This window comes from Billgrantia pellis, assembly GCF_008297955.1.
Lineage (GTDB): Bacteria > Pseudomonadota > Gammaproteobacteria > Pseudomonadales > Halomonadaceae > Halomonas > Halomonas pellis.
This window is the reverse complement of sequence record NZ_VTPY01000004.1, coordinates 147,400-170,557: the sequence shown is the minus strand read 5'-3', so window position 1 is coordinate 170,557 and position 23,158 is coordinate 147,400. Positions and strand designations below refer to the sequence as shown.

Annotated in this window: 25 protein-coding genes; 17 read left to right on the top strand and 8 right to left on the bottom strand. The window is 65.1% G+C overall.

The genetic code is table 11. The annotated features are described in order from the left end of the window. The first annotated feature begins 3 nt into the window (after positions 1–3). From F0A17_RS11005 to F0A17_RS10995, 3 genes are all read left to right on the top strand, one after another. Positions 4–708: an ArsR/SmtB family transcription factor gene (locus F0A17_RS11005; protein ID WP_149328392.1), complete on the top strand. Its 705-nt coding sequence runs from the start codon at positions 4–6 to the stop codon at positions 706–708. A gap of 151 nt (positions 709–859) precedes the next feature. After that, on the top strand, positions 860–1,408 hold the full coding sequence (locus F0A17_RS11000; RefSeq protein ID WP_149328391.1) for an NADPH-dependent FMN reductase: 549 nt from the start codon (positions 860–862) through the stop codon (positions 1,406–1,408). A 14-nt stretch (positions 1,409–1,422) separates the two neighbouring features. Continuing rightward, a complete protein-coding gene (locus tag F0A17_RS10995; protein ID WP_149328390.1) occupies positions 1,423–2,274 on the top strand; it encodes an arylamine N-acetyltransferase family protein in 852 nt (283 codons plus the stop codon). Between the two features lie 33 nt (positions 2,275–2,307). On the opposite strand, the gene nfo is transcribed toward F0A17_RS10995, so the two are convergent. Beyond that, complete coding sequence (gene nfo / locus F0A17_RS10990) at positions 2,308–3,153, bottom strand: deoxyribonuclease IV (RefSeq protein ID WP_149328389.1); 846 nt, start codon at positions 3,151–3,153, stop codon at positions 2,308–2,310. Between the two features lie 120 nt (positions 3,154–3,273). Between nfo and F0A17_RS10985 the strand changes: the two genes are divergently transcribed. The 3 genes from F0A17_RS10985 (at position 3,274) to pdxR (ending at position 6,214) form a co-directional block, all read left to right on the top strand. Next, positions 3,274–3,897 (top strand): LolA family protein, encoded by a 624-nt coding sequence (locus F0A17_RS10985; protein WP_223111530.1) that lies wholly within the window; start codon positions 3,274–3,276, stop codon positions 3,895–3,897. A gap of 24 nt (positions 3,898–3,921) precedes the next feature. Then, positions 3,922–4,428, top strand: a complete 507-nt coding sequence (locus tag F0A17_RS10980; RefSeq protein WP_149328388.1) for an SRPBCC family protein — start codon at positions 3,922–3,924, stop codon at positions 4,426–4,428. A 247-nt stretch (positions 4,429–4,675) separates the two neighbouring features. Continuing rightward, positions 4,676–6,214: a MocR-like pyridoxine biosynthesis transcription factor PdxR gene (pdxR, locus tag F0A17_RS10970; protein WP_149328386.1), complete on the top strand. Its 1,539-nt coding sequence runs from the start codon at positions 4,676–4,678 to the stop codon at positions 6,212–6,214. A gap of 6 nt (positions 6,215–6,220) precedes the next feature. Here pdxR and F0A17_RS10965 read toward each other — a convergent pair whose 3' ends face one another. Genes F0A17_RS10965 through F0A17_RS10955 form a run of 3 tightly spaced genes read right to left on the bottom strand, consistent with a single transcriptional unit; the run spans position 6,221 to position 8,038 of the window. Continuing rightward, the gene (locus tag F0A17_RS10965) at positions 6,221–6,958 is read right to left on the bottom strand and encodes a GNAT family N-acetyltransferase (RefSeq protein WP_149328385.1); all 738 of its coding nucleotides are present in this window, start codon (positions 6,956–6,958) and stop codon (positions 6,221–6,223) included. Continuing rightward, entirely contained in the window at positions 6,955–7,557 is a 603-nt protein-coding gene (locus tag F0A17_RS10960; RefSeq protein ID WP_149328384.1) for an FMN-binding negative transcriptional regulator, read from the bottom strand. The genes F0A17_RS10965 and F0A17_RS10960 overlap by 4 nt, the downstream gene beginning before the upstream one ends. A 16-nt stretch (positions 7,558–7,573) precedes the next feature. Continuing rightward, the gene (locus tag F0A17_RS10955) at positions 7,574–8,038 is read right to left on the bottom strand and encodes a GNAT family N-acetyltransferase (RefSeq protein ID WP_149328383.1); all 465 of its coding nucleotides are present in this window, start codon (positions 8,036–8,038) and stop codon (positions 7,574–7,576) included. A 209-nt stretch (positions 8,039–8,247) separates the two neighbouring features. Between F0A17_RS10955 and F0A17_RS10950 the strand changes: the two genes are divergently transcribed. Then, positions 8,248–9,741, top strand: a complete 1,494-nt coding sequence (locus F0A17_RS10950; protein ID WP_149328382.1) for a DNA-3-methyladenine glycosylase 2 family protein — start codon at positions 8,248–8,250, stop codon at positions 9,739–9,741. Then, complete coding sequence (ogt, locus tag F0A17_RS10945) at positions 9,725–10,249, top strand: methylated-DNA--[protein]-cysteine S-methyltransferase (protein ID WP_149328381.1); 525 nt, start codon at positions 9,725–9,727, stop codon at positions 10,247–10,249. The genes F0A17_RS10950 and ogt overlap by 17 nt, the downstream gene beginning before the upstream one ends. Before the next feature lie 33 nt (positions 10,250–10,282). Here ogt and F0A17_RS10940 read toward each other — a convergent pair whose 3' ends face one another. Beyond that, complete coding sequence (locus F0A17_RS10940; protein WP_149328380.1) at positions 10,283–10,777, bottom strand: MarR family winged helix-turn-helix transcriptional regulator; 495 nt, start codon at positions 10,775–10,777, stop codon at positions 10,283–10,285. Positions 10,778–10,846: 69 nt separating this feature from the next. Here F0A17_RS10940 and F0A17_RS10935 point away from each other — a divergent pair, with 69 nt between their 5' ends. Together F0A17_RS10935 and F0A17_RS10930 are read left to right on the top strand one after the other, a co-directional pair. Beyond that, a complete protein-coding gene (locus F0A17_RS10935; RefSeq protein ID WP_149328379.1) occupies positions 10,847–11,827 on the top strand; it encodes a DMT family transporter in 981 nt (326 codons plus the stop codon). Further along, positions 11,824–12,465 (top strand): nitroreductase family protein, encoded by a 642-nt coding sequence (locus F0A17_RS10930; RefSeq protein WP_149328378.1) that lies wholly within the window; start codon positions 11,824–11,826, stop codon positions 12,463–12,465. The genes F0A17_RS10935 and F0A17_RS10930 overlap by 4 nt, the downstream gene beginning before the upstream one ends. A 13-nt stretch (positions 12,466–12,478) precedes the next feature. Here the strand turns inward: F0A17_RS10930 and F0A17_RS10925 are convergent, their stop codons facing one another. After that, complete coding sequence (locus F0A17_RS10925; protein WP_149328377.1) at positions 12,479–12,790, bottom strand: cupin domain-containing protein; 312 nt, start codon at positions 12,788–12,790, stop codon at positions 12,479–12,481. Positions 12,791–12,985: 195 nt separating this feature from the next. Between F0A17_RS10925 and F0A17_RS10920 the strand changes: the two genes are divergently transcribed. Together F0A17_RS10920 and F0A17_RS10915 are read left to right on the top strand one after the other, a co-directional pair. Continuing rightward, positions 12,986–13,345, top strand: coding sequence for a YciI family protein (locus F0A17_RS10920; RefSeq protein ID WP_149328376.1), 360 nt, complete (start codon positions 12,986–12,988; stop codon positions 13,343–13,345). Positions 13,346–13,355: 10 nt separating this feature from the next. Beyond that, positions 13,356–14,561, top strand: a complete 1,206-nt coding sequence (locus F0A17_RS10915; RefSeq protein ID WP_228716883.1) for an RNA polymerase sigma factor — start codon at positions 13,356–13,358, stop codon at positions 14,559–14,561. Positions 14,562–14,575: 14 nt separating this feature from the next. Here F0A17_RS10915 and F0A17_RS10910 read toward each other — a convergent pair whose 3' ends face one another. Further along, positions 14,576–15,853 (bottom strand): MgtC/SapB family protein, encoded by a 1,278-nt coding sequence (locus F0A17_RS10910; protein WP_149328374.1) that lies wholly within the window; start codon positions 15,851–15,853, stop codon positions 14,576–14,578. Between the two features lie 148 nt (positions 15,854–16,001). On the opposite strand from F0A17_RS10910, the gene F0A17_RS10905 reads away from it, so the two are divergent. From F0A17_RS10905 to F0A17_RS21010, 5 genes are all read left to right on the top strand, one after another. Beyond that, positions 16,002–16,460, top strand: coding sequence for a LexA family protein (locus F0A17_RS10905; protein WP_149328373.1), 459 nt, complete (start codon positions 16,002–16,004; stop codon positions 16,458–16,460). Continuing rightward, positions 16,457–17,734: a Y-family DNA polymerase gene (locus tag F0A17_RS10900; RefSeq protein ID WP_149328372.1), complete on the top strand. Its 1,278-nt coding sequence runs from the start codon at positions 16,457–16,459 to the stop codon at positions 17,732–17,734. The genes F0A17_RS10905 and F0A17_RS10900 overlap by 4 nt, the downstream gene beginning before the upstream one ends. Before the next feature lie 201 nt (positions 17,735–17,935). Further along, complete coding sequence (gene fdhF, locus F0A17_RS10895) at positions 17,936–20,908, top strand: formate dehydrogenase subunit alpha (RefSeq protein WP_149328371.1); 2,973 nt, start codon at positions 17,936–17,938, stop codon at positions 20,906–20,908. Continuing rightward, positions 20,908–21,393, top strand: a complete 486-nt coding sequence (locus tag F0A17_RS10890) for a helical membrane plugin domain-containing protein (RefSeq protein ID WP_149328370.1) — start codon at positions 20,908–20,910, stop codon at positions 21,391–21,393. Before fdhF ends, F0A17_RS10890 begins: the two co-directional genes overlap by 1 nt. Positions 21,394–21,554: 161 nt before the next feature. Then, positions 21,555–21,968, top strand: coding sequence for a con-10 family general stress protein (locus F0A17_RS21010; protein ID WP_149328369.1), 414 nt, complete (start codon positions 21,555–21,557; stop codon positions 21,966–21,968). A 365-nt stretch (positions 21,969–22,333) separates the two neighbouring features. On the opposite strand, the gene F0A17_RS10880 is transcribed toward F0A17_RS21010, so the two are convergent. Further along, positions 22,334–23,155, bottom strand: coding sequence for an acyl-CoA thioesterase (locus F0A17_RS10880; RefSeq protein WP_149328368.1), 822 nt, complete (start codon positions 23,153–23,155; stop codon positions 22,334–22,336). Positions 23,156–23,158: the final 3 nt, after the last annotated feature.

The window sequence follows — 23,158 nt, the reverse complement described above, 5'->3', positions numbered from 1 at the left end:
ACGATGATTGCAGAACCCGACTTGGCGCGCCTGGCACGCACCCTCGGCGAGCCGACCCGTCTGAACATGCTGTCCCTGTTGATGGAAGGACGTGCGCTAACGGCCAAGGAGCTGGCCTATGGTGCCGGCGTGCAGCCGGCGACGGCGACGGAGCATCTCAAGCGCTTGCAGACGGATGGGCTGGTGGAAGCGACGTCCCAGGGGCGCCACAAGTACTTTCGGCTCGCGACGCCGGAAGTTGCCCATGCCATCGAGTCGCTGATGGTGGTGGCGAGACCGCTGCCGGCCAGAACGTTGCGTCGCCAGCCGAGCGAAGCGATGTCGGCGGCGAGATACTGCTACGACCATGTGGCGGGACGCCTGGGTACCGGTATCGCCGAATGGCTGTTTCGACATCGGCTGATCTACCCGGAGGGCGAGGCCGTCACCCTCACGCCGGAGGGAGAACGCTGGTTCACTGCCTTCGGCATCGATATCGCCGAGGTGCGGCGTCGACGCCGTCGCTTCGCCTATTGTTGCCTCGATTGGAGCGAGCGATGCGACCACTTGGGAGGCGCCCTGGGAGCGGCGCTGACGCAGCGCTTGCAGGAGTTGGACTGGATTCGCCGATGCAAACGCTCTCGGGCGATCGAGATCAGCGAGGCGGGACGCCTGGCGCTGGCCGAGACGTTTGGGCTGGAATTCGAAGCGTCGAACGCAGCCTCGTGAACGGCGCTCATGGTCGGCCTTGCGACGCTTGTGAAGGGACAGCCATAGACGCAGCCTATCGCCTCCATGGCGATCGTCACGTTTGACCTCAACAGAGCTTGAGGTCGTATAAGGGTCATGTCTCTCACTCATTCCGGCAGGAGGACACGACATGAAGGATGCCATCCGGCTCGCCGTGATCTACGGCAGTACAAGGGAAGGGCGCTTCTGCGATACCGTGGGCGCCTGGGTCGTCGATGACATAAGGCGTCGCGAAACGTTCGCGCTGGACGTGGTCGACCCCGCCGTCGAACCTGTCTCGGCCTTCGGCGATCGCCTTGCCGCCGCGGACGCCTTCATCGTGGTCACACCCGAGTACAACCGCTCCTATCCCGCCGCGCTCAAGGCCCTCATCGACAGCTACCACTCGGAGTGGCAGGCCAAGCCGGTGGCCTTCGTCTCCTATGGCGGGGCCTCGGGCGGGTTGCGTGCGGTCGAGCATCTGCGCCATGTCTTCGCCGAGCTGCATGCGGTGGGCATCCGCGACGGCGTCATGTTTCCCAACGCCTGGGAGCAGTTCGATGGCCAGGGTCATCCCCTTCAGGCACAGCGTTTCGAGCGTGGCATGGTGACCATGCTCGCGCGCCTAAGCTGGTGGGCCCGGGCCCTGCGCGAGGCGCGAGGCGTGCGGAACTATGCCGATGCGGTAACACTGAATTGAGTAGGAGAGCCGTCATGCAGGAGCGAAACGTATCGGTCGATCTCGAGGCCTACTGTGCGCGGATCGGCTACGCAGGCGACCTCGCCCCCAACCTGGAGACGCTGCACCGCCTGCAGGTCCTCCACGTGGCCGCCATTCCCTTCGAGAACGTGGATGTCCTGCTGGGCAGAAGGATCGATCTCGCACCTCAGGCCATCGATGCCAAGTTGATCGCGGCGCGGCGCGGCGGCTACTGCTTCGAGCAGAACGCTTTGTTGCATCGGGTGCTGGAAGCGATCGGCTTCGAGGTGACGGGACTGGTGGCACGCGTGCAGTGGCAGGCCCCGCCCGATGCGCAACCGCCGCGTACCCATATGGCGCTGCGGGTCATGGTGGACGGGCGCCCCTGGCTGGCCGACGTCGGGTTCGGTGGCAACGTGCCCGTGGCACCGCTGGCGTTGGACATCGATGCCCCTCAACCGACGCAACACGGCACCTATCGGTTGATCCCGATGGGAGACGAGCGACAACTACAGCTTCGCCTGGGGCAGGCGTGGGCACCGCTCTATCAGCTCTCGCCGCAGCCGCAGCTGGCAGTGGATTACGAGCTGCCCAACTGGTTCACCTCAACGCACCCCGCGTCCCACTTCCGCCATCAGTTGAGCGTAGCGAGAACCACGCCCGAGGCGCGCTATGCGTTGAGAAACGCCCGACTGACGGTGCGTCTGCCCAACGGCGAGGAAACCCAGCGCAGTCTCGGGCTGGACGAGCTGGAAGCGACGCTGCGCGGCACCTTCGGCCTGCCGGTGTCGAGCGAATGGCGTGCCGTGCTCGAGCGTGCCGTGGCCGCCAAGCGCGAAGCGGAACCGCCGCTGGCCTCGGCCTGAGCGCTCACGGTGCCCAGTCACCAACGGCACGGATCAGTCGGTGACCTGGGCACGCAGCCAGGCGATCTCCTCGGCCCATATCTCGGGCTCGATGGTTTCCAGCACCATGGGGATACCGTCGATGCGCGGATCGCGCATCAGGGTGGTGAACGCCTCGAGCCCGATGTTGCCCTGACCGAGGCTGTGGTGGCGGTCGACGCGGCTGGCGAGCTGGCTCTTGGCGTCGTTGAGGTGCATGCCGCGCAGGTACTCGAACCCGACCACGCGGCCGAACTCGTCCAGCGTGGCCCTGCACGCCGCGGCCGTGCGCAGGTCGTAGCCCGCGGCGAAGGCGTGGCAGGTGTCAATGCACACGCCCACCCGTGACTTGTCGTCGACCTGTTCGATGATCTCGGCGAGGTGCTCGAAGCGCCAGCCCAGGTTGGTACCCTGGCCCGCGGTGTTCTCGATCACGGCAGTAACCCCGCGGGTCTTGTCGAGGGCATGATTGATCGACTCGGCGATGCGGGTCAGGCATTCGCTCTCGCTGATCTTCTTCAGGTGGCTGCCGGGGTGGAAATTGAGCAGGGTCAGCCCCAACTGCTCGCAGCGCTGCATTTCATCGAGAAAGGCGTCGCGCGACTTGGCCAGCCCCTCGGCGTCGGGGTGGCCGAGGTTGATCAGGTAGCTGTCGTGGGGAAGGATCTGACCGGGGCCGAAGCCATGGGTCTCGCAGGCACGGCGAAACGCCTCGATGGTGGCATCGTCGAGCGGCTTGGCACGCCACTGGCGCTGGTTCTTGGTGAACAGGGCGAAGGCGTCGGCGCCGATCTCCACGGCGCGCAGCACGGCCTGATCGGGCCCACCGGCGGCACTGACGTGGGCGCCAAGGTATTTCATCGGGTGTCTCCGTGACGTAGGGAACGCTTCTACCATAGCACGGGCCGTTTCTCGTCACCCCGCGAGACCCTGCTAGTCTCTAATGAGAAAGGCAAGAGTCAGAAGGGCAAGGAGACGTTCATGCTGCCACTCGTTCTGGTCTCGATGACTGCCGCCGCGGAGGACGATCCCATCGCCGCGTCCCTGGCGCGTGTCGATGCGCTGGAGGGCTACCGGCTGACCCTGCGAAGCCAGGGCGAGCGTGGCGAAGAAATCATCCACTACAGCTATCGCCGCCCCGGTTACGTGCGCATGGACATGGAATCGCCCTACCGCGGGGCGGTAATGATCTACCGTCCCGATTCCGGCAAGGTCCAGCTGTGGCCCTTCGGTTCACCGGGCGGCCGCGCTGGCCTTTCGCTACGCCCCACCAACCGCATGGTACGCAGCGCACGCGGCCATCGGGTCGATCAATCGGACATCGGTACCCTGCTGCGCAACGTACAGCGCCTTCAGGCACATGGCAGTACCCGTCGTCTGGAGCCGGTGGCCCTCGACGGGCAGCGAATGCAGCACGTGGTGGTGGAGACCGAGCCGGGGCGGGCGCCGGGCGAGGTGGCTCGCTATGAACTTTGGCTTGACGACGAGACGCTGTTCCCGCGCCGGGTGGCAAGCTATGATCGGCGCGGCGAACGCCTCGAGCGCGTGACCCTGGAAAACGTGAGCTTCGATCCTGCGTTTTCTCCTTCGCATTTCCACCCATGAGCGCATCCGGCCTCAGGACACGCCATGACCGCATTCCGACTCGACACTCGCTGGCTCCTGGAGGCGCCGACCGAGGTGGTCTTCGGGGCACTGGCCGATTCACTGCGCTGGCCGGAATGGTGGCATGGTTTGACCGAGGTGTGTCAGCACCGGGCCGGCGACGAGTACGGCATCGGTCGGACCCAGCGCTTCGTCTGGCGTAGCCCGCTGGGTTACCGTCTGTGCTTCGATATTCGTATCGTCCGGGTCGAGCGACCTTGCCTGATCGAGGGAGTGGCGAGCGGCGATGTCGCCGGCATCGGGCGCTGGCAACTGCGGGAGGAGGGTTCCTCGACCTGTGTGCACTATCACTGGCAGGTGCATACGGTGAGCCCCTGGATGAGCCTCGTCTCGCGTATGGCACGGCCGCTCATCGTCTGGAATCATCGCATCCTGATGCGTCGCGGAGCCAAGGGCTTGGCGCGATACCTCGATTGTCCCCTCATCGACCATCGACATGAAAGGGAGTCTCGTTTCCGCGAGGAAACATGACAGCCGACGCTGGCAAGCGGTATGCTGCAACGGTAGCGATTCAGCAAGGCATCCGATACCCAAGACAATGAAGGAGTGGGTGCTTCAGCCAACCTCCACTTCGGACGTGGAGCATCGTCCTACCATCTCGATGACTACGGTGTGGCCGCCTTCCGCGATACCCATGAATCCCTTGAAACCATTCTTCAGCGTGTCGACCGGAACCTCTACCAAGGCAAGCGAGCCGGTCGCAACCGTGTCATGAGCAATGCATCGAGCGCTTGAAGCGGGGAGTTCCCCACCCGTCACCGACCGCCCGACGCGTGCCGATTGGCTGGTCGATGCGCTGGGCCTCGCCCTGGCAGACGCGCAGGCCGTTACCTTGACGCAACACCTCTATCGCACCCTGCGCGACTGGATCCAGTCGGGGCGCCTGGTACGGGGGCAACGTTTGCCTTCCACCCGTCAGTTGGCTCGCGAACTGCGGCTGGGGCGCAATACGCTGCTGGCGGCATTCGATCAACTGGTCGCCGAGGGCTTTCTCGCCACCCGACAGGGGGCAGGCACCTTCGTGGCCGATCTGGCCTTTCAGGAGGGGCGGGCCTGTGCCGAGCCCATCGCCGCCCGGGAGGCGGCGCCGCCGTCTGTTCCATGTTCGCTCTCCTCGCGCGGCGCCGAACTGTTGACCTACAGCGGTATCCTGCCGCAGCGCCATGCCGCTTTCGTTCCCGGCGTGCCGGCGTTGGATCGCTTTCCTCAAGCGCTATGGCGACGCCTACTGCGCCGGCACCTGCAGCACATGCCACTGGCGTGGCTGGATTACCAGACCCAGGGCGGAGTGCCGGAGCTGCGCGAGGCACTGAGCGATTATCTGCGCCATTCCCGCTCCGTGCGCTGTCGACCCGAGCAGATCCTCATCGTTCAGGGCGCTCAGCAGGGCTTCGAACTCATCGCGCGGCTGCTGGCCGATGCCGGCGATGAAGTGTGGATCGAAGAGCCGGGCTACAACGGCGCTCAGGCCTGCTTCGCCGCCGCCGGGCTCGACATGATGCCCGTGGCGGTGGACGAAGAGGGCATGAGCGTCGCGTCGCCGGCCAGGCGGGGGTGTCCGCGTCTGATCTATGTCACGCCCTCGCACCAGTACCCCAGCGGGGTGACCATGAGCCTGGCGCGGCGGTTGGCGCTGCTGGAGGCCGCCGAGCGTTACGGTGCCTGGATCGTCGAGGACGACTACGATAGCGAGTTCCGCTACGGTCAGCGGCCAATCGCCGCCCTCCAGGGGCTGGTGGACGGGGCGCGTGTGATCTACGTCGGTACCTTCAGCAAGGTGATGTATCCCGGCATGCGGCTGGGCTACTTGGTGCTGCCCGAGCCGCTGGTCGCCCCGTTCCGGCGGGCCAACGCCCGGCTCAATCGCGAAGGGCAATATGCCGTGCAGGCCGCCCTGGCCGAATTCATCGCGCGCGGCCACTTCTCGCGCCATGTGAGCCGCATGCGCGAGTGCTACCGCCGGCGCCAGGCGCGGCTGCGCAAGGCGTTGGCGCCGGCCGTGGCGCAGGGGCTCGCCCTCTCCGCCGGCCAGGCCGGGATGCACCTGGTCGCCTGGCTCGATGAGCCGGCGCTCGAAAGGACGCTGGTCGAGCGCGCCGTCGACCAAGGCATCACGCTCTCGCCGCTGTCGCGATATTACCTGAAGCCCCCGGGGCGCCCCGGGCTGGTGTTGGGCTACGCCGGCACGCCCGAAGCCGAGATCGAACGTGCGGGGAAATGGCTGGCCCTGGCGTGGTGTGAATCGAGGCGCGGGTAATGCCCCTCAAACGTGCAGCGGCAACGCCGACAGCGAACTCAACTGCTTGCCCCGGGCGTCGAAGTTTTCCGGCGAGAGCCAGCGATCGAGGCGCGCCTCGATCGCCGGCCACTCTCCATCGAGCATCGAGAACCAGGCCGTATCGCGGTTGCGTCCCTTCACCACCCGATGCTGACGGAAGATTCCCTCGAAGCGAAAGCCCAGTCGCTCGGCGGCACGACGCGACGCGGCGTTGAGCGCATCGCACTTCCACTCGTAGCGGCGATATCCCAGGGCGAAGGCATAGCGCATCATCAGCAGCATGGCTTCGGTGGCCGCCGGCGTACGCCGCAGCGGCGGGGTGAAGTGCAGGTGGCCGACTTCGATGCTGCCGTGCTCCGGCACGATATTGAGATAGCTGGCCAGGCCCAGGGCCCGGCCGCTCACGGGGTCGACCAGGGCGAAGAACAGCGGGTCCCGGCTCGCCGCGCGCGCCTCGAGCCAGTCACGATGCTCGGCGGCGCTGCGAAACGGCAGGCCGCCTGAGTAGGTCCAGCGCGCCTCGGGCGCATCGTGTGGCCCTTCGCCGGGTGTCATGAAGGCGGCATGCAGCGAGTCCGCATGGCGCTCGGCCGATAGCGGCTCGAGGTGGACCCGCCCGCCCACGAGGATCTTGGGCCGGATGGGGAGGGCCGTCTGCCAGTCGGACAGCGGGGTGCCGACCGGTTGCCCGTGGTTGTTGCAGTGCCTCTCGGTAGGGGTCATGCGCTATGTTCTCCGTTCGCCAGACGCTGCATATAGCGCCGTAGCTGTCGGGCTTCGAGGTCGCGACTCTCGGCCAGGGCATCTTCCACACCTGACTGGTCGGCCTGGGATCGCTGGCGGCCGAGCTTGGCCTTGCCCTGCAGCGTCTCGACCTGGATGCGAAAGCCGACGACACCGGCCTGCATCTTCTCGAAATAGTCCGGCTCAAGGTCGGGTAGCGTCGGCTCGTAGTGCGCCATGGCGCGGTGGAGCAGGGCGCGTGTGGCCTCGGCATCGAGCAGTTCGAGAGTCCCCGCGGCATGCACCGCCACATAGTTCCAGGTGGGCACGGCGGGACGCGAGGCGTACCAGCTTGGCGAGATGTAGGCGTGCGGGCCCGAGAAGATCGCCAGGGCTCGACGACCGCCGAGCGAGTGCCAATGTGGATTGGCCCGGGCGAAGTGGCCGTAGAGGGTACCCAGTTCGCCGGCGCTGCGGTCCAGCAGCAGCGGCAGGTGGGTGGCTTCCAGATCGTCGCCGACCAGCGCGGCGAAGCCATGGCGGTCGATCAGGTCCCAGGCCTGCTCGCGCTTGAGCCGCATCGATGAGGGAACGTACATGGCGCCTCCGCGTTCGTCAGACCCGGCTCGCTGTCGTCTCGAGCAGCAGGCCGTAGTGATGGAAGATCGTGTCACGCTGCCAGCCAAGGGATTCGTAGAGGGCCTGGGCGGTGCGGTTCTCGATCAGCGTGGCGAGCTTGAGGTGGCCGACGCCCCGGGATTCGGCCAGCTCCCGGGCAGCCTGCATCAGGGCACGGCCGATTCCGCTACGACGCGCCGAGGGCGACACGAAGAGATCGTTGAGCAGCCACAGCGGCGCCAGGCGCACGGTGGAAAACAGCGGGTAGAGCTGCACGAAGCCCTCCAACTTACCCTGCGCTCCCTCATGCACCAGAATATGGGAGTCGCCACGCTCCAGGCGTGCCTGCAGGAATCGTCGGGCACCTTCGATATCGGGTGCCTGGTGGTAGAACTGTCGGTAGTCGTCAAGCAGTCCGCTGAGCGGGGCAAGGTCGTCGGGAGTGGCAGCACGGATGGCCATGGGGGCTCCTCTCGTTGCGTTGGGTATCTTCCAGTGTGAGGGTTGGATGGCCCCTTGCTAAGAGCCAGTTCGGTAGCGTTTTGGGGAACCACTTCGTCGCTCAGGCGACAGCCCGTATCGGCTTGCCGGGCCGAGCGTTCCGTAGTGCCGTTGAACATTCGCGTCCGAAAACCGCCGGTCGGTCGCTGCGTCGGCGCTAGAATGGAGCCATGAACCTGACTCCCGAAACCTGCTATCAGGCGCTGCTGGCGCGAGACTCCCGCTACGATGGGCGTTTCTTCACCTGTGTTACCAGCACGGGCATCTACTGCCGTCCGATCTGCCCGGCGCCTGCGCCCCGGCCCGAGCATTGCCGCTTCGTCGGCACGGCCGCGGCGGCGCAGGAGGCGGGCTTTCGGCCCTGCCTGCGCTGTCGGCCGGAGAGTGCGCCGGATTCGCCCGCTTGGGCCGGCACTTCGACCACGGTGACCCGAGCGCTGCGGCTGATCGAGGAGGGCGCGCTGGACGACGGCGACGTCGAGGCGCTGGCCGAGCGTCTGGGACTCGGCTCGCGCCAGTTGCGCCGACTGTTCCGGCGTCATGTCGGCGCCTCGCCGCTGGCCGTGGCCCAGACCCGCCGGGTGCTGCTGGCCAAGCAACTGCTGCATCAGACCGACCTGCCGCTCACTGACGTGGCGCTGGCCAGCGGTTTTGGCAGCGTGCGCCGCTTCAATGAGGTCTTCCAGGCGCTCTTCGGTCGCCCGCCGAGCGCCCTGCGCGGTCGACGCGACGTGGCCATGAACGCGCCGGGCCTGACGTTGCTGTTGCCGTACCGGCCACCCTACGACTGGCAGGCGATGCTGGCATTCCTGGCACGGCGGGCGATCAGAGGTCTCGAGCGGGTCGAGGGGCAGACGTATCGCCGCGTCGTTCGCCTGGGCGGCACCGTCGGTCATGTCGACGTGAGCCATGCACCCGAGGCAACGGCGCTGCGGGTCACGATCCGGCTGCCGGAACTGGGGCAACTGCCGGGGCTCATCGTTCGCCTGCGGCGCCTGTTCGACCTGCAGGCCGATCCCGCGGCCATACGCGGCGGCCTGTGTCGCGATCCGGACCTGGCGACGCTGGTGGCGAGTCGCCCCGGTCTGCGGCTGCCGGGTGGCTGGGACCCGTTCGAAATCGCGGTGCGGGCGATCCTGGGGCAACAGGTGAGCGTGACGGCGGCGACCCGGCTGGCCGAACGGCTCGTTGAACGGCTGGGCGAGCGGCTGACCGATGGCGGCGAGATCGGGCTCGATCGGCTCTTCCCCGTACCCGAGCGTTTTACCTTGGAGGCAGTGAAGGCGATCGGTATGCCCACGACCCGTGCCACGGCGCTGGTTCGTCTGGCCGCGGCCTACCGCGAACGGCCATCTTTGTTCGACCGCCGCGGCGATCTCGACGCCAGCGTGGCACGGTTGCGTGAATTGCCGGGCATCGGCGAGTGGACGGCGCAGTACATCGCCATGCGCGGTTTGCAGGAAAGCGACGCCTTCCTGGCTTCGGACGTAGCGCTGCAGCGCGTGCTCGCCCGAGAGGGCCGGCGCCCGACACCGCGCGAACTGCTCGCCCGCGCCGAGGCCTGGCGGCCGTGGCGCGCCTACGCCGTGATGCACCTGTGGCATGCCGATGCGCCGGCAGCGGCGGTCCGGCAGAAGGAGACATGCGATGCAACTCTGGCTTGATACCCTGGCTTCCCCCGTTGGTGAGCTGCGCCTGGTGGGCGATGCCCAAGGCGTGCTGCGCGCGCTGGAATTCCACGACTACGACGAGCGCCTGCATCGCCTGCTGACGCGCCATTACCGCCACTATGAATTCATCGAGGGCAAGGCACCGGCATCGATCCGCCAGGCACTGGAGGCTTACTTCGACGGTGAACCGTCCCATCTGGATGCGGTGCCCGTCGCCACCGGCGGCACCGATTTTCAGCGCCAGGTATGGCAGGCGCTGCGCCAGATTCCCATGGGCGCCACGCTCAGCTATGGCGAGCTGGCGGCGCGGGTCGGGCGACCCGGTGCCAGCCGCGCCGTGGGGTTGGCCAACGGCGCCAATCCGATCGCCATCGTGGTGCCGTGCCACCGCGTGATCGGCGCCAATGGCACCCTGACGGGCTACGGCGGTGGGTTGCCGCGCAAGCGCTGGCTGGTTGCGCATGAGCAGCGCCTGAGCGGCGCGACGCTGGCGCTCTTCTAGCCTCGTCCGATGCCTGGGCCAGGTTGGCTCGGCTCAGGCGTCGTCGCTGGCAAGGCTCTCGAGCAACTTGCCCAGCAGCTCGCCCAATGTCGCCTGTTCCTCGCGGCTGAGCGCAGCGAGCATCTTCGCTTCGTTCTCCACGTGCCGGGGCAGCATGCGGTTCATCAGTTCTAGCCCTTCATCGGTCAGCGATACCAACGTGCCCCGCCGATCCTCGGGGTTGGGCGAGCGCTCGATCCAACCCGCCTTCTCCAGCCGATCCAGCCGGCTGGTCATTCCCCCCGACGAGACCATCAGCGCCTCGAACAGCTGCGTCGGTCCCAGCCGATAGGGTGCGCCCGAGCGGCGCAATGTGGCCAGTACATCGAACTCTCCCGTCTGCAGGCCGTACTCCTTGAAAAAGATCTGCAGCCGGGCCTGAGTGAGCTGCTGGGTCGTCTTCATGTACCCCACCACTTCCATCGGCAGCAGATCGAGTTGGGGCATTTCTCGTTGCCACTGGGCGATTGCCTGCTTGACGCGGTTCATGCGAGCATTTATCTTCCTATCAAGATACTTTTCGTCAAGATTCTTCTTGACGTGCTAGAGGAGCCGATCATGGCGAATCCATCGATATCACGCAACCGCAACGGCGGGTACGCTCTGGGCTGCCTGCTGCTGGTCGGAAGCCTGCTGGCGCTGTCGCTGGTCGTGGCCAAGCTCGCCGATGGTGCCGGCGCGCCTCGCCTGAGCTTCCTCATGATGGCCGTGGTGGGGGCGGGAGTCGTGCTGCTGGGCCTGGCGGCGCTGCAGCGCCAACCGATGTCGCTCAACCGGCGAACGCTGGAGTACGCACTGGTCTCGGGCGCGCTATTTGCCCTGCCCAATGCGCTGGGCTTCCTGGCGGTACGCCATGTGGGTGCCGGCTTCGTATCGCTCAGCTTCGCTTTTCCCATCCTCGTCACCTGGATGTTGGCGGTGGGGCTGGGGCTGGAGCGCCTGCATCCGCTGCGTCTGCTGGGCGTCCTGCTGGGCCTGACGGGTGGGGTGCTGCTGGCGTGGGCCAAGGCGGGGGGCATGTCGGGTGCCCAGGGCTGGGTGGTGCTGGTACTGACGATTCCACTGATTATCGCGCTGGGCAATATCTATCGCACCCTGCGCTGGCCGGGGGAGGCGGGACCGGTCTACCTCGCCGCGCTGATGCTGCTGGCCGGTGCGCTGGCGCTGGCGCCCTTTGCGCTGACGCTGGAAGCGGGACAGACGGGCCAACTGCTCGGTTCGGCCGAGGTGGTTTGGCTGCTGCTCGCCGAAGTCATGGTTTTCACGGTGCTCTACGTCTTCTACTTCGTGCTGCAAAAGATCGCCGGCCCCGTCTACCTCAGCCAGATCGGCATGGTGGCGGCCCTGGTCGGCACGCTGATCGCCGTTACCCTGCTGGGAGAGGCGATGCCGCCTCACCTGACGTTGGCAGGCGCACTGGTCGTGTGCGGTGCCATCGTCTTTCATCGCGGGAATCGGGCCGCCGACCCGCATCGCGCACTACGCACGCCGATCTCGGCGGAGCGTCCTGCCACTTCGACTTCGGGAGAAAGCGCATGAGCTTGATGGAAGCCCTGCAGTGGCGTTATGCCGCCAAGCGTATGAACGACGGGAAGGTACCCCGGCAATCCCTTGATTCCATTCTCGAAGCCGTGCATCTGGCGCCATCGTCATACGGTCTCCAGCCCTACACGGTGTTAGTGGTCGAAGACCCGACGCTGCGCGAGCGAATCCGATGCGCGGCATGCGACCAGCCCCAGGTCAGCGAATGCTCCCACCTGCTCATTTTTGCCACTTGGACCGAGGTGGACGGTCGGCACGTGGATGAGCTGATCGCGCTGACCGCCGCGGCCCGAGGCCTCGACCCGAAGGAGCTGGAAGGATATCGGCAGTCCCTCCACGCTGCCGTTGCCGGTTTTGCCACGCCGGAGGGGAGGCATCACTGGGCGGCGCGGCAGGCCTATATTGCCTTGGGCACGGCCCTGACCGCCGCAGCGGCGGAGCGGGTCGATGCTTCTCCCATGGAGGGCTTCGATCCGCCGGCACTGGATGCATTGCTGGGACTCGAGGAGAAGGGGCTTCGCAGCGTGGTGCTGTTGGCGCTCGGCTATCGCGACATCGGACGCGATCGCCTGGCCGGGCTGGCCAAGGTGCGCTGGCCACGTGAGCGGGTCGTCCTGGAGTGGAGCGGAGTCTGACGGCCCCGTTCGACTAGACGCTGCCCTCCTTTTCGATCACCAGCACGCGGGCCTCGCCGATGGGACAGGCGACATGTTCGGTGCCCACCGAGGCGTAGAAGATATCGCCCGTTTCCAGTCGCTGTGCATGTTCGATGCCTTCGCTGCGATAACGCATCTCGACGCGGCCATCGAGCACCACGAATACCTCTTCGCCGTCGTTGACGTGCCAGCGGTAGGGCTGGTCGGTCCAGTGCAGGCGAGTGGTGATGCCGTTCATGCTGGCGATGGTCTTGGCGCCCCAGGCGCGTTCGGCGGTGAAATTCCGCCCGCGGGTGATCTCCATGGTGGGCCTCGGTAAGGTCTCGAAAAAGCATGTTATCTTCTCTTGAACCGAGGGCAAAGACCCTATGCCAGCGGGTGAGAAGGCAAGTCCAGGCTCCCGTGGCAGGCGATACGGGCTGTCGATTCGCAGTGCCCTGGTTCGATGACTCATCGGACAGTCATGAGCTGTCATGCTATTGATTGAGGAGAGATGACCATGCAATACATGCTGATGTGCTGTATCGACGAAGCGCTGTGGGAGGGACTGCCCGACGCCGAGCGGGATGCGGTGATGAACGATTACAACGCGCTGATCCAGGAGATGGTCACCAGCGGGCACTACCGTGGCGGTGCCCGCCTGCAGTCCGTTGCGTCCGCTACTACGCTGCGTGAGCAGAACGGCAAGGTCGTGACGCTGGACGGTCCCTTCGCCGAGAGTCGCGAACAGCTGGGCGGTTTCCATGTGGTGGAGTGCCGCGACCTCGATGAGGCGCTGGAGCTGGCCCGGCGCATTCCGCCGCTACGGGTTGGGGCCTCGGTCGAGGTGCGGCCCGTGGATCCCGCCTATCGGTTGTGATGTGCCGAACGTGAGCCTGGACGACCTCTATCGTCGCGAGTATGGTCGCGTTCTGGCCAGCCTGATTCGCCGTTTCGGCAACTTCGAGCTGGCCGAAGATGCCGTGCAGGCGGCCTTCGAGGCAGCGATGATCCAGTGGCCGGCGCAAGGCTGGCCACCGAATCCCGCCTCCTGGCTGATTGCCACCGCTCGCCACAAGGCCGTCGATCAGCTGCGCCATCAGCAAATGCGCGAGCGCAAGAGCGACGAGCTTCGCCAGTATCTGGCGCAGCTGCTCGAGCGTGACCCCGAGGTCGAACCGCTGGACAGTCTGCGGCTCGTCTTCGCCTGCTGCCACCCGGCTCTGGCGCGACCGGCCCAGGTGGCTCTGACGCTGCACACCCTGGGCGGGCTGCGTACCGAAGAGATCGCGCGTGCCTTCATGGTGCCGGTGCCGACCCTGGCCCAGCGGCTCGTGCGCGCCAAGGCCAAGATCCGCGACGCCGGCATTCCCTTCGAGGTGCCCGACGAGGACACCTTGGAGGAGCGTCTGGAGTCGGTGCTGGCGGTCATCTACCTGATCTTCAACGAAGGTTATGCTGCCAGTTTCGGCGACGACTGGGTGCGTACCGACCTCTGCCGCGAAGCGATCCGCCTGGGACGCCTGCTGGTTCGGTTGTTGCCGGCCGAGCGCGAGGCACGCGGTCTGCTGGCGCTGATGCTGCTGCACGACGCGCGACGCGATACCCGCACCGACGACAACGGCGACATCGTGCTACTGGAGGACCAGGACCGCTCACGCTGGGACCGGGACGGCATTGAGGAGGGGCTCGCCCATGTCGTGGAAGCGTTGCGTGGCGGCTCCTTCGGTCCCTATGCGGTGCAGGCCGCCATCGCGTCGTTGCATGCCCGGGCAGCGACGTCGGAGGAAACCGACTGGCGTCGCATCGCCGCCCTCTACAGCCTGCTCTACGTGATGCAGCCGACACCTGTGGTGGCACTCAACCGCGCGGTCGCCATCGCCATGGCCGACGGGCTGGAGGCCGGCCTCGAGCTGCTCGAGGCGATCCATCTGCCCAACTACCATCTGCTGTCGGCAACCCGCGCCGACCTGCTGCGTCGTCTGGGGCGCCATGACGAGGCCGCGGCACATTACCGCGAGGCGCTGAAGCTGGTGACGCATGACGCCGAGCGGCGCTTTCTCGAGCGTCGCCTGGAAGAAGTGCTGGAGAGCTGATCGCCACCGAGGCGCTATATCAGCCAGGCCGAGGAGAGCCCCGCCACGGCGGAGGTCAACATCGGCAAGGCGATGTAACGGGACAGGCGAGCGTTGCCTGCCGTGGCGGTCAGTACCACCTTGAACAGGTTGTTCACCGAGGCGGCCAGTACGATGCCCAGCATGGCGGTGTGAGCCTCTATGGAGGTCAGCGCCAGGCGACTCAGCGACAGAGTGATGGCGTGCACGTCGGCGATACCGGAGACGGCGGACAGCAGGAAGATGCCGGCGCTGCCGAGCCAGGCCTGCAACCACTCGCCGAGCAGCATGACCGCAGCCAGCAGGGCACCGAGCATGAGTGCCAGGCGCAGCTCCAGCGGATTCTGGGTCATGGGACGATCGGCCTTTAGCGCGCGGCGATGCCGACGCCATAACCATAGGGCGGGAAGGTAGAGAGTGACGCCCATGACAGCGACCGGCACCACAAGCTGCGGCAGCAGGGTGGGGCCGACGAGAGCGGCATAGAGCAGAATGCGCGGCAGCATGGTGCCGCAAGCGAGCAGAATCCCCGCCGCGAGCATCGGCGATAGCGACGGATCACGCTGGGCCTGGCGGGCATACTGTAACGTCAGCGCGGTGGAGGAACTCAGCCCGGCGAACAGGCCCGTGAAGAGGATGCCCTTCTCGGTGCCGCCGAGCCGCACGGCGAAGTAGCCGACGAAGGAGATCGAGGCGATCAGGACTACCAGCCACCAGATCTCGTAGGGGTTGAGCACTCCCCCGGGGCCCATGTCCTCGTTGGGCAGCAAGGGCAGCACGACCACGCTGATCAGCAGCAGCTTGAGGCCGGCATCGAGTTCGTTGGCCTGCAACTTGTGCAACAGGCCATGGATCTCTCGCTTGTTGTCGAGAATCAACGCGGTGACCACCGCACAGGCCGTGGCCAGGGCCGTATCCACGGCGACTGCCAGGGCGCCGAAGCAGAAGGTCAGCAACAGCCCGACCAGGCCGGTGATGCTGTAGTCCCGGCTTTGATCCATGCGTTCGCGATAGGCGACCAGGGCGATGATCGCCACGGCCAGGAAGATGAGGGGGAAGGCCCAGCGCGTCAGGCTTTCCGCCAGCAGTGCCGCGATACCGCCGAGCAATCCCACCAGGGCATGGGTGCGCACTCCGGCGACCCGCTCGCCCCATTCGCGCTCACGCGCGACCCAGCCACGTTCGATGCCGATCAGCGCCCCCAGCAGTAGCGCCACGCCAAGTTCGATGAAATTCTCATGGGTGAAGAGAAACTCACGGGTGGCTTCTTCCATTGCGTCTCCATCCCTGGAAGGTCTGCCATTCAGAGTGGGCCGTAACGAAGCTTTGATCAATCCGGTGCCTGGCGACGGTGAGAACGGTTGCCTTCCGAAGGAGGGATGGCAAATACTGTATGGGAATACAGTTTGAAAGGTGCTTTCCATGTCGCTCGCTCCCTTCCCCGCGCTGCCTGTCGTCGGCCGGGCCGCAGCGCCAACCGGCGCTCGTGGTCAACCCCTGCTGGGCTGCCGGGTCCGGGCCGGTTTTCCCAGTCCCGCCGACGATCATCTCGATGTCGATCTCAACCTGCACGACCACGTGGTACGACGCCCGGCGTCCACCTACTTCGTACGAGCCGAGGGCGACTCGATGCTGGGCGACGGTATCCACGACGGCGATCTGCTGGTAGTGGATCGCGGCCTGGAGCCGCGTCCCGGCCGTGTCGTGGTGATCGCCGTGGACGGCGAACCTACCGTCAAGCGATTGGCGCGCCGAGGAGACCGTACCGTGTTGTTGGCCAGCAACCCGCGCTTCGCCCCGATACCGCTGGAGGGGCGCGAGTGCCACGTTTGGGGTGTGGTGACCTACGTGATCCATGCGCTGCCGGGAGCATCGCCATGATCGCCATGGTCGACGGGGACAACTTCTATGTCAGCTGCGAGCGGGTCTTCAACCCGCGGCTGGAAGGCCTGCCGGTGGGCGTGCTGTCGAACAACGACGGCTGCGTGGTGGCGCGCTCCCGCGAACTCAAGGCGCTGGGCGTAGCATTGGGGGCGCCGCTGCACTTGCTGCCACCCGCGATTCGCCGCCAGGCGGTGCTGCTGTCGAGCAATTACGCCCTCTACGGCGATGTCTCGAGACGTGTGAACCGGGTACTGGCCGAGTTCTCTCCCGATGTGGAGCCCTATTCCATCGACGAGAGCTTCGTCGGCTTTACCGGCTTCGACCCCGGTGCGCTGGAAACCCACTGCCATCGGCTACGCGAGACGGTGCGTCAGTGGACCGGTATTCCGGTTGGGGTGGGCGTGGCACCGACCCGCGTTCTGGCCAAGGTGGCCAATCGGCTGTCCAAGCGGATGCCGGCCTACGAAGGGGTCTGCCGGCTCGATGCCGACAGCGACGTGACTCGCCGGGTATTGCAGCAGTTGCCTGTCACCCAACTGTGGGGCGTGGCTCGGCGAACCGGCGAACGGCTCGCCCTGATGGGCATCGAGACGGCATGGCAATTGCGCGAGGCCGACCCCAAGCAGATTCGCAGCGCCTTTTCGGTGGTGCTGGAGCGTATCGTCTGGGAACTGCGCGGCCACCCGGCCATCGAGCTGGAGGATGTGAACGCGCCGCGCCAGCGTATTCTGGTGTCGCGCTCGTTCGGGCGGCTGAGCGGCGAACTTGGCGACCTGCAGGCGGCCGTTCGCCAGCATGCAACGCGCGCCGCCGAGAAGCTGCGCCGCCAGGGGAGCCTGGCGCAGGCGGTACTGGTCTTCCTGCGCACCGATCCTCACCGAGTGTGCGATCCGCAGTACACCAACAGTCAGGTCGTGGCGCTGGAGGAGCCCAGCGACGCGACGCCGGCCTTGCTCGAGGCGGCTCGCCGGGCACTGGCGGCCATCTTTCTCGAAGGGCATCGCTACCAGAAATGCGGTGTGATGCTACTCGACCTGATGGACGCCGAGCGACGCCAACTCTCGCTGTTAGACGAACCGAAGGATGCTTGGCGCCGTGACCGCAACCGGCGGCTGATGGCCACGCTCGACCGGCTCAATCGCGAGATGGGACGCGATACCGTGCGCTTCGGCCTGCCCCACGCCGACAGTGCCTGGGCGCTGCGCTGCCAACGACGCACCGGGCGTTATACCACGCGCTGGGATGAACTGATGCGGGTCCGGACGGGGTAGGCGTTCGTTGGCACCGCCGAAGCGTGCGAAGTGGTTTCACATGGCAAGGCGCGCCGGCGGTTTCCCCTTTCGACATCCGACCGGGGGTTGTCTAGCTTCAACAGGTACCGGCTGAATTCGCAGAGAGAAAGCCCATGGCAAAAAAAGAGTGATGGCCGTCTCAGGGCCGTTGCGTCATCGATCGTGGCTAGGAGCACTGATATGGCTAAGGAAAGGAATTGCACCCTTGTCTTCGACGACCAGAAACTTTCGGGGCCACCGGGAACGCCATTAGTCGATCTCCTCGAGCGGTACGGCATCGACCTGCCGCATGTCTGTTACCACCCCTCCCTCGGTCCGCTGGAAACGTGTGACGCCTGTTGGGTCGAAGTCGACGGCGAGCTCAAGCGGGGCTGTGCCCTGCGCGCCGAGGAGGGACTCAGCATCTCGAGTCAGAACGCGCAGGCCCGGGCTGCCCGAGAGGAGGGCATGGATCGTCTGCTGGCCAAGCACGAACTGTACTGCACGGTATGCGAGAACAACAACGGCGATTGCGCGCTGCACAACACGATGGTGGACATGCAGATTCCCATCCAACGCTATGAATTCAAACGCAAGCCCTACCCCAAGGACACCTCGAGCCCGTTCTACACCTATGACCCCGACCAGTGCATCCTGTGCGGTCGCTGCGTCGAGGCGTGTCAGAACGTCGAGGTCAACGAGACGCTGACCATCGATTTCGCTAGCGAGAACCCTCGTGTGCTATGGGACGGTGGCAAGGAAATCAACGATTCGAGCTGCGTGCACTGCGGCCACTGCGTGACGGTCTGCCCCTGCAACGCGCTGCTGGAAAACAGCATGAATCAGCATGCCGGGCCGTTCACCGACATGCCCTGGTCGCTCAAGCGCCCCATGATCGAAGTGGTCAAAACCCTGGAAACCACGATGGGAGCTACACCGGTATCGGGGCTTTCCGAGATGGATTCGCAGTGGCGCCAGCCAGGGCTCAAGAAAACCAAGACCGTGTGCACCTACTGCGGGGTTGGGTGCGCGTTCGAGATGTGGACCCGCGACCGTCACATTCTCAAGGTTCAGCCGACCCCGGAGGCACCGGCCAATGGTATCTCCACCTGCATCAAGGGCAAGTTCGCCTGGGATTTCGTCAACAGCGAAAAGCGTCTGACCATGCCGCTGATCCGCGAGAACGGGAGGTTTCGCGAAGCCGGCTGGGACGAGGCACTCGACCTCGTTGCGCGTCGGCTGCTGGAAGTCCGCGATACCCACGGGCCCGACAGCCTCGGTTTCATCGGTTCGAGCAAGGCCACCAACGAAGAGGCCTATCTGACCCAGAAGATCGCTCGCCTGATCATCGGCACGAACAACGTCGACAACTCTTCCCGCTATTGTCAGAACCCGGCGACCAAGGGGCTGTTTCGCACCGTTGGCTATGGTGGCGATGCCGGCTCGATCCAGGATATCGAGCGGGCCGAGGTCGTGGTCATCGTGGGCAGCAACACTGCCGAGAATCATCCGGTAATCGCCTCGAAGATCAAGGCCGCCCACAAGCTCCGCGGACAGAAGCTGATCGTGGTCGACCCGCGCAAGCACGAGATGGCCGAGCGCGCCGATCTCTACCTGCGTCCCAATGCCAGTACCGACCTGGTGTGGGCCTCGGCACTGTCTCGCTACATGTTCGACAACGACCTGGCCGACAGGCCTTTTCTCGAGCGCTGGGTCAACAATGTCGATGAGTACCGCCAATCGTTGGCGCCATTCACGCTGGAGTACGCCGAATCACTGACCGGCATCGCTCGCGATGATCTGATCGAGGCGGCGGAAACGATTGGCCGTGCCCGGAGCGTCTGTCTGTTGTGGGCCATGGGTATCACCCAGCACAGCCATGGCTCCGATACCAGCACTGCGTTATCGAACCTGCTGCTGGTCACCGGCAACTATGGCAAACCCGGCACTGGCGGTTACCCCATGCGCGGTCACAACAACGTTCAGGGAGCGAGCGACTTCGGCTGTCTGCGCAATATGTACCCGGGCTACGAGAAGGTTTCCGACCCGGCGGCGCGTGAACGCTGGGCCAAGGGCTGGGGCGTGAGGCCTGAACGGCTCTCCGACCAGGTGGGAGAAGGCAATTTTCTGATGGTGCAGTCGGCCGAGAAGGGCGCGATCAAGGCGATGTACATCATCGGTGAGGAGACTGCCTTTTCCGATGCCAACACCCACAACGTCCACTCGGCATTCGAGGAACTCGATTTCATGGTGGTGCAGGACCTCTTTCTCAGCCGCACCGCCGAATTTGCCGACGTGGTGCTGCCCGCTTGCCCGAGCGTCGAGAAGGAAGGCTCCTACGTCAATACCGAACGGCGTATCCAACGTTCCTATCAGGTGCTCGAACCCTTGGGCGACAGTCGGCCGGACTGGCGCATCCTCACCGAGCTGGCGGCGCGCATGGGCCATGATTGGGGCTATACCCATCCTTCGCAGATCATGGCGGAGTGCGCGCGTATTTCACCGATGTTCGCCGGCGTCACCTATGCACGCCTGGCGGGCTGGAAGTCATTGCAGTGGCCGGTAGCGGCGGATGGCACCGATTCGCCGCTGTTGTATACCGACGGCTTTCCCAACGAGGATGGCAATGCCAATCTCCATCCGTTGGAATGGCAGCCGCCCGAGGAAGCCGCCGATGAGGAATACGATCTTTCGCTGGATAATGGGCGCATGCTCGAACAATTCCAAGGCGCTAATCAGACCGGTCGTTCTACGGGAATCTGGGGGCAGGTCCCTCATGGCTTCGTCGAGGTCAGCCCCGAGCTTGCCGCCGAGCGAGGCATTGAGGAGGGCACTTGGGTTCGCCTGAGCTCACGTAGGGACAGCATCGAATTTCCGGCGGTGATTACCAATCGCGTGGCGGGGCATACGCTGTTCCTGCCCATTCATTTCGGTAAGCCTGGCGTCAATGCCCTGACCGGCGAGCATCACGATCCCGACGTGCATACTCCTGCTTACAAGGAGACGGCGGTCAAGCTCGAGGTGCTCGACAGACGCAGTGAACCGCCATTGCCAACCACCAATTATCGCTATGGTCGACGCACGCCTAGCCGGGGTGTCGAGGTTGAAATCAAGTGGGCTCAGGAGGAGTACTACCTGCCACCGCAAACGCCAACCAACCCGAGGAAGATCTGATGGCCGAACGAATCTCGCACGATGTAACGCCGCCCAGGATCGGCAAAACGGCTCGCGAGGAGCTCGATCAGCTATTGGAAACGCTGCATGAACATGGCGTGCTGCGCTTCGCCAACGACCTGGTGGCCGCCAATCCACAGATCGCCAAGGTGCTGCTCGACGGCTTGAGCAAGCCGGGAACGCTCAATGCGATACAGAACGTATCGGTGCTGGCAATGATGCTCTCGGATGTTCCTCCGGAGCGATTCTACAAGGTGACGTTTGCCGTCAAGGATGCCCTCGATCGGATTGCTCGGCACACGCCGCACAAGGAAGGACATGAAGCGCCGGGCGTGAGCGGAGCCTATCGAATGCTGAACGACGATGAGCTCTGGCAGGCGCTCCTGCCTTTGGTCGACGGACTCAAGGCCTTCGCCGAGCGGCTCGACAGGGATACGGAAATGCCGGTCACAGAGTTTACCGGCAAGCCCACCGAAGGGCCTTGATGAGCCTAATGAAAAGGAAAGAAGTTAAACTTGACAAAGCCTTACAGAAAGACGCTCGCATAGGCTTGCGGAAAGTGCGGACCGCTTCCTATGTTGAAGAACACACAGCAAGGAAGTATCGCCATTCACGAAGCCGTGTGAAACGGAAAGGAGGCAAAACCATGGCGGATAAACGCAACGATCAAGGCAAGATGTCAGTCAACGAAGCAGGCAAAAAAGGCGGTGAAACCACGGCCAAAACGCATGATCGTGAATTCTACGAGGAAATAGGACACAAGGGCGGTCAGCAGAGCGGTGGCAACTTCGCCAACGATCCTGAGCGCGCCTCGGAGGCCGGTCAGAAAGGCGGCCAGCAAAGCGGTGGCAACTTCGCCAATGATCCTGAACGCGCTTCGGAAGCCGGCCAGAAAGGCGGCCAGCATAGCGGTGGTAACTTTGCCAACGACCCGCAAAAGGCATCTGAAGCCGGCCAGAAAGGCGGCAAGCATAGCGGTGGTAATTTTGCCAACGACCCGCAGAAGGCCTCTGAAGCTGGCCAGAAGGGCGGTAAGAACAGCGGAGGTGGAAACCGCTAATATTAGTGCCTGAAGCTCGAAAAGGACGAGGCCGTCACGGCGCTAGCCGTGGCGGCCTCTTTTTATGGCGGTCTGAAGGAAGAGAGGCTGCTGAGTTTGCTGATGAAGACCGGTTATGACCGTCCTCGCCCCGACCTGGTGCCTCACGAGTCGCTCTAAATCGCGCGCTTTCCCAGCGGCCACGCCATGAGGTCGGTTGCAGCGGCGCGGGCAGGTGGAACCGGATGGGAGCCAGTCGACCCATGAACGAAGGTTTTCGTTGCCCGGGCCGTGGAAACGATCTCGGGCATGGTCGCAACGGTCGCTGGACGCCAGGTTTGCGAGGCTACGCCATTAGCCTTATGCCGGTCGGTCGAGGGCCGGCGCTAGTGGGGGGCGCGCAGGCGGGTGAGCCCCTCTTGCGCCGAGGAGGCGACCAACCGGCCATGGCGATCATAGAGGCTGCCGCGAGCGAAGCCGCGGGCACCGCCGGCCCAGGGGCTGTCCATATCGTAGAGCAGCCAGTCGTTCACTTTCACGTCGCTGTGAAACCACAAGGCGTGATCGAGGCTGGCAATCTGCAGGCGTGGGTCGCGAAAGGTGATGCCGTGAGGTACCAGCGCCGTGGTCAAGAGATTGAAGTCGGAGCTGTAGGCCAGCAAGTAGCGATGCAGGGCGGGATCGGCGGGAAGCTCACCCGTCAACCGGAACCACAGGCGCTTGCGTGAGGGTTGCCCGGGTTCGGCTTCGTCCCCGAGGTGCAGAAATTCGATGGGATGGCCGGGGAAACGCTCCAGACGAGCGCTGGGATCCCGTTCCAGTGCCTCGGGCAGGGCGAGTTCGGGCATGGCCATCTGGTGGGCCATGCTCCGCTCCTCGCCATGAAAAGAGGCGCTGCAGAAGAAGATCGGGCGCCCCTTCTGGATCGCGATGACGCGCCGAGTGGTGAAGCTGCCGCCATCGCGTACGGCGTCGACCTGATAGACTACCGGGCGATGGGGATCGCCGGGGCGCAGGAAGTAACCGTGTAGCGAATGTGCCTGGCGGCTGGGGTCCACCGTGTGCGTGGCGGCCGAGAGCGCCTGGCCGAGTACCTGGCCGCCGAACAGTTGCGGCAGGCCAAGATCCTGGCTGCGGCCGCGAAACAGGTTCTCCTCGATCTCTTCCAGGCCGAGCAGGGCGACGAGCTCGTTCAGGGCGTCGGTCATGGG

Excerpts from the sequence above, each read along its gene's own strand:
- F0A17_RS10890 (WP_149328370.1), top strand. The coding sequence starts at position 20,908 with ATGGCCGAACGAATCTCGCACGATGTAACGCCGCCCAGGATCGGCAAA.
- F0A17_RS10920 (WP_149328376.1), top strand. The coding sequence starts at position 12,986 with ATGCAATACATGCTGATGTGCTGTATCGACGAAGCGCTGTGGGAGGGA.
- fdhF (WP_149328371.1), top strand. The coding sequence starts at position 17,936 with ATGGCTAAGGAAAGGAATTGCACCCTTGTCTTCGACGACCAGAAACTT.
- F0A17_RS11005 (WP_149328392.1), top strand. The coding sequence starts at position 4 with ATGATTGCAGAACCCGACTTGGCGCGCCTGGCACGCACCCTCGGCGAG.
- ogt (WP_149328381.1), top strand. The coding sequence starts at position 9,725 with ATGCAACTCTGGCTTGATACCCTGGCTTCCCCCGTTGGTGAGCTGCGC.
- F0A17_RS10995 (WP_149328390.1), top strand. The coding sequence starts at position 1,423 with ATGCAGGAGCGAAACGTATCGGTCGATCTCGAGGCCTACTGTGCGCGG.
- F0A17_RS10985 (WP_223111530.1), top strand. The coding sequence starts at position 3,274 with ATGCTGCCACTCGTTCTGGTCTCGATGACTGCCGCCGCGGAGGACGAT.
- F0A17_RS10955 (WP_149328383.1), bottom strand. The coding sequence starts at position 8,038 with ATGGCCATCCGTGCTGCCACTCCCGACGACCTTGCCCCGCTCAGCGGA.
- F0A17_RS10900 (WP_149328372.1), top strand. The coding sequence starts at position 16,457 with ATGATCGCCATGGTCGACGGGGACAACTTCTATGTCAGCTGCGAGCGG.
- F0A17_RS10960 (WP_149328384.1), bottom strand. The coding sequence starts at position 7,557 with ATGTACGTTCCCTCATCGATGCGGCTCAAGCGCGAGCAGGCCTGGGAC.
- F0A17_RS10940 (WP_149328380.1), bottom strand. The coding sequence starts at position 10,777 with ATGAACCGCGTCAAGCAGGCAATCGCCCAGTGGCAACGAGAAATGCCC.
- F0A17_RS10930 (WP_149328378.1), top strand. The coding sequence starts at position 11,824 with ATGAGCTTGATGGAAGCCCTGCAGTGGCGTTATGCCGCCAAGCGTATG.
- nfo (WP_149328389.1), bottom strand. The coding sequence starts at position 3,153 with ATGAAATACCTTGGCGCCCACGTCAGTGCCGCCGGTGGGCCCGATCAG.
- F0A17_RS10910 (WP_149328374.1), bottom strand. The coding sequence starts at position 15,853 with ATGGAAGAAGCCACCCGTGAGTTTCTCTTCACCCATGAGAATTTCATC.
- F0A17_RS10950 (WP_149328382.1), top strand. The coding sequence starts at position 8,248 with ATGAACCTGACTCCCGAAACCTGCTATCAGGCGCTGCTGGCGCGAGAC.
- F0A17_RS10880 (WP_149328368.1), bottom strand. The coding sequence starts at position 23,155 with ATGACCGACGCCCTGAACGAGCTCGTCGCCCTGCTCGGCCTGGAAGAG.
- F0A17_RS11000 (WP_149328391.1), top strand. The coding sequence starts at position 860 with ATGAAGGATGCCATCCGGCTCGCCGTGATCTACGGCAGTACAAGGGAA.
- F0A17_RS10965 (WP_149328385.1), bottom strand. The coding sequence starts at position 6,958 with ATGACCCCTACCGAGAGGCACTGCAACAACCACGGGCAACCGGTCGGC.
- F0A17_RS10935 (WP_149328379.1), top strand. The coding sequence starts at position 10,847 with ATGGCGAATCCATCGATATCACGCAACCGCAACGGCGGGTACGCTCTG.
- F0A17_RS21010 (WP_149328369.1), top strand. The coding sequence starts at position 21,555 with ATGGCGGATAAACGCAACGATCAAGGCAAGATGTCAGTCAACGAAGCA.
- pdxR (WP_149328386.1), top strand. The coding sequence starts at position 4,676 with ATGCATCGAGCGCTTGAAGCGGGGAGTTCCCCACCCGTCACCGACCGC.
- F0A17_RS10980 (WP_149328388.1), top strand. The coding sequence starts at position 3,922 with ATGACCGCATTCCGACTCGACACTCGCTGGCTCCTGGAGGCGCCGACC.
- F0A17_RS10925 (WP_149328377.1), bottom strand. The coding sequence starts at position 12,790 with ATGGAGATCACCCGCGGGCGGAATTTCACCGCCGAACGCGCCTGGGGC.
- F0A17_RS10905 (WP_149328373.1), top strand. The coding sequence starts at position 16,002 with ATGTCGCTCGCTCCCTTCCCCGCGCTGCCTGTCGTCGGCCGGGCCGCA.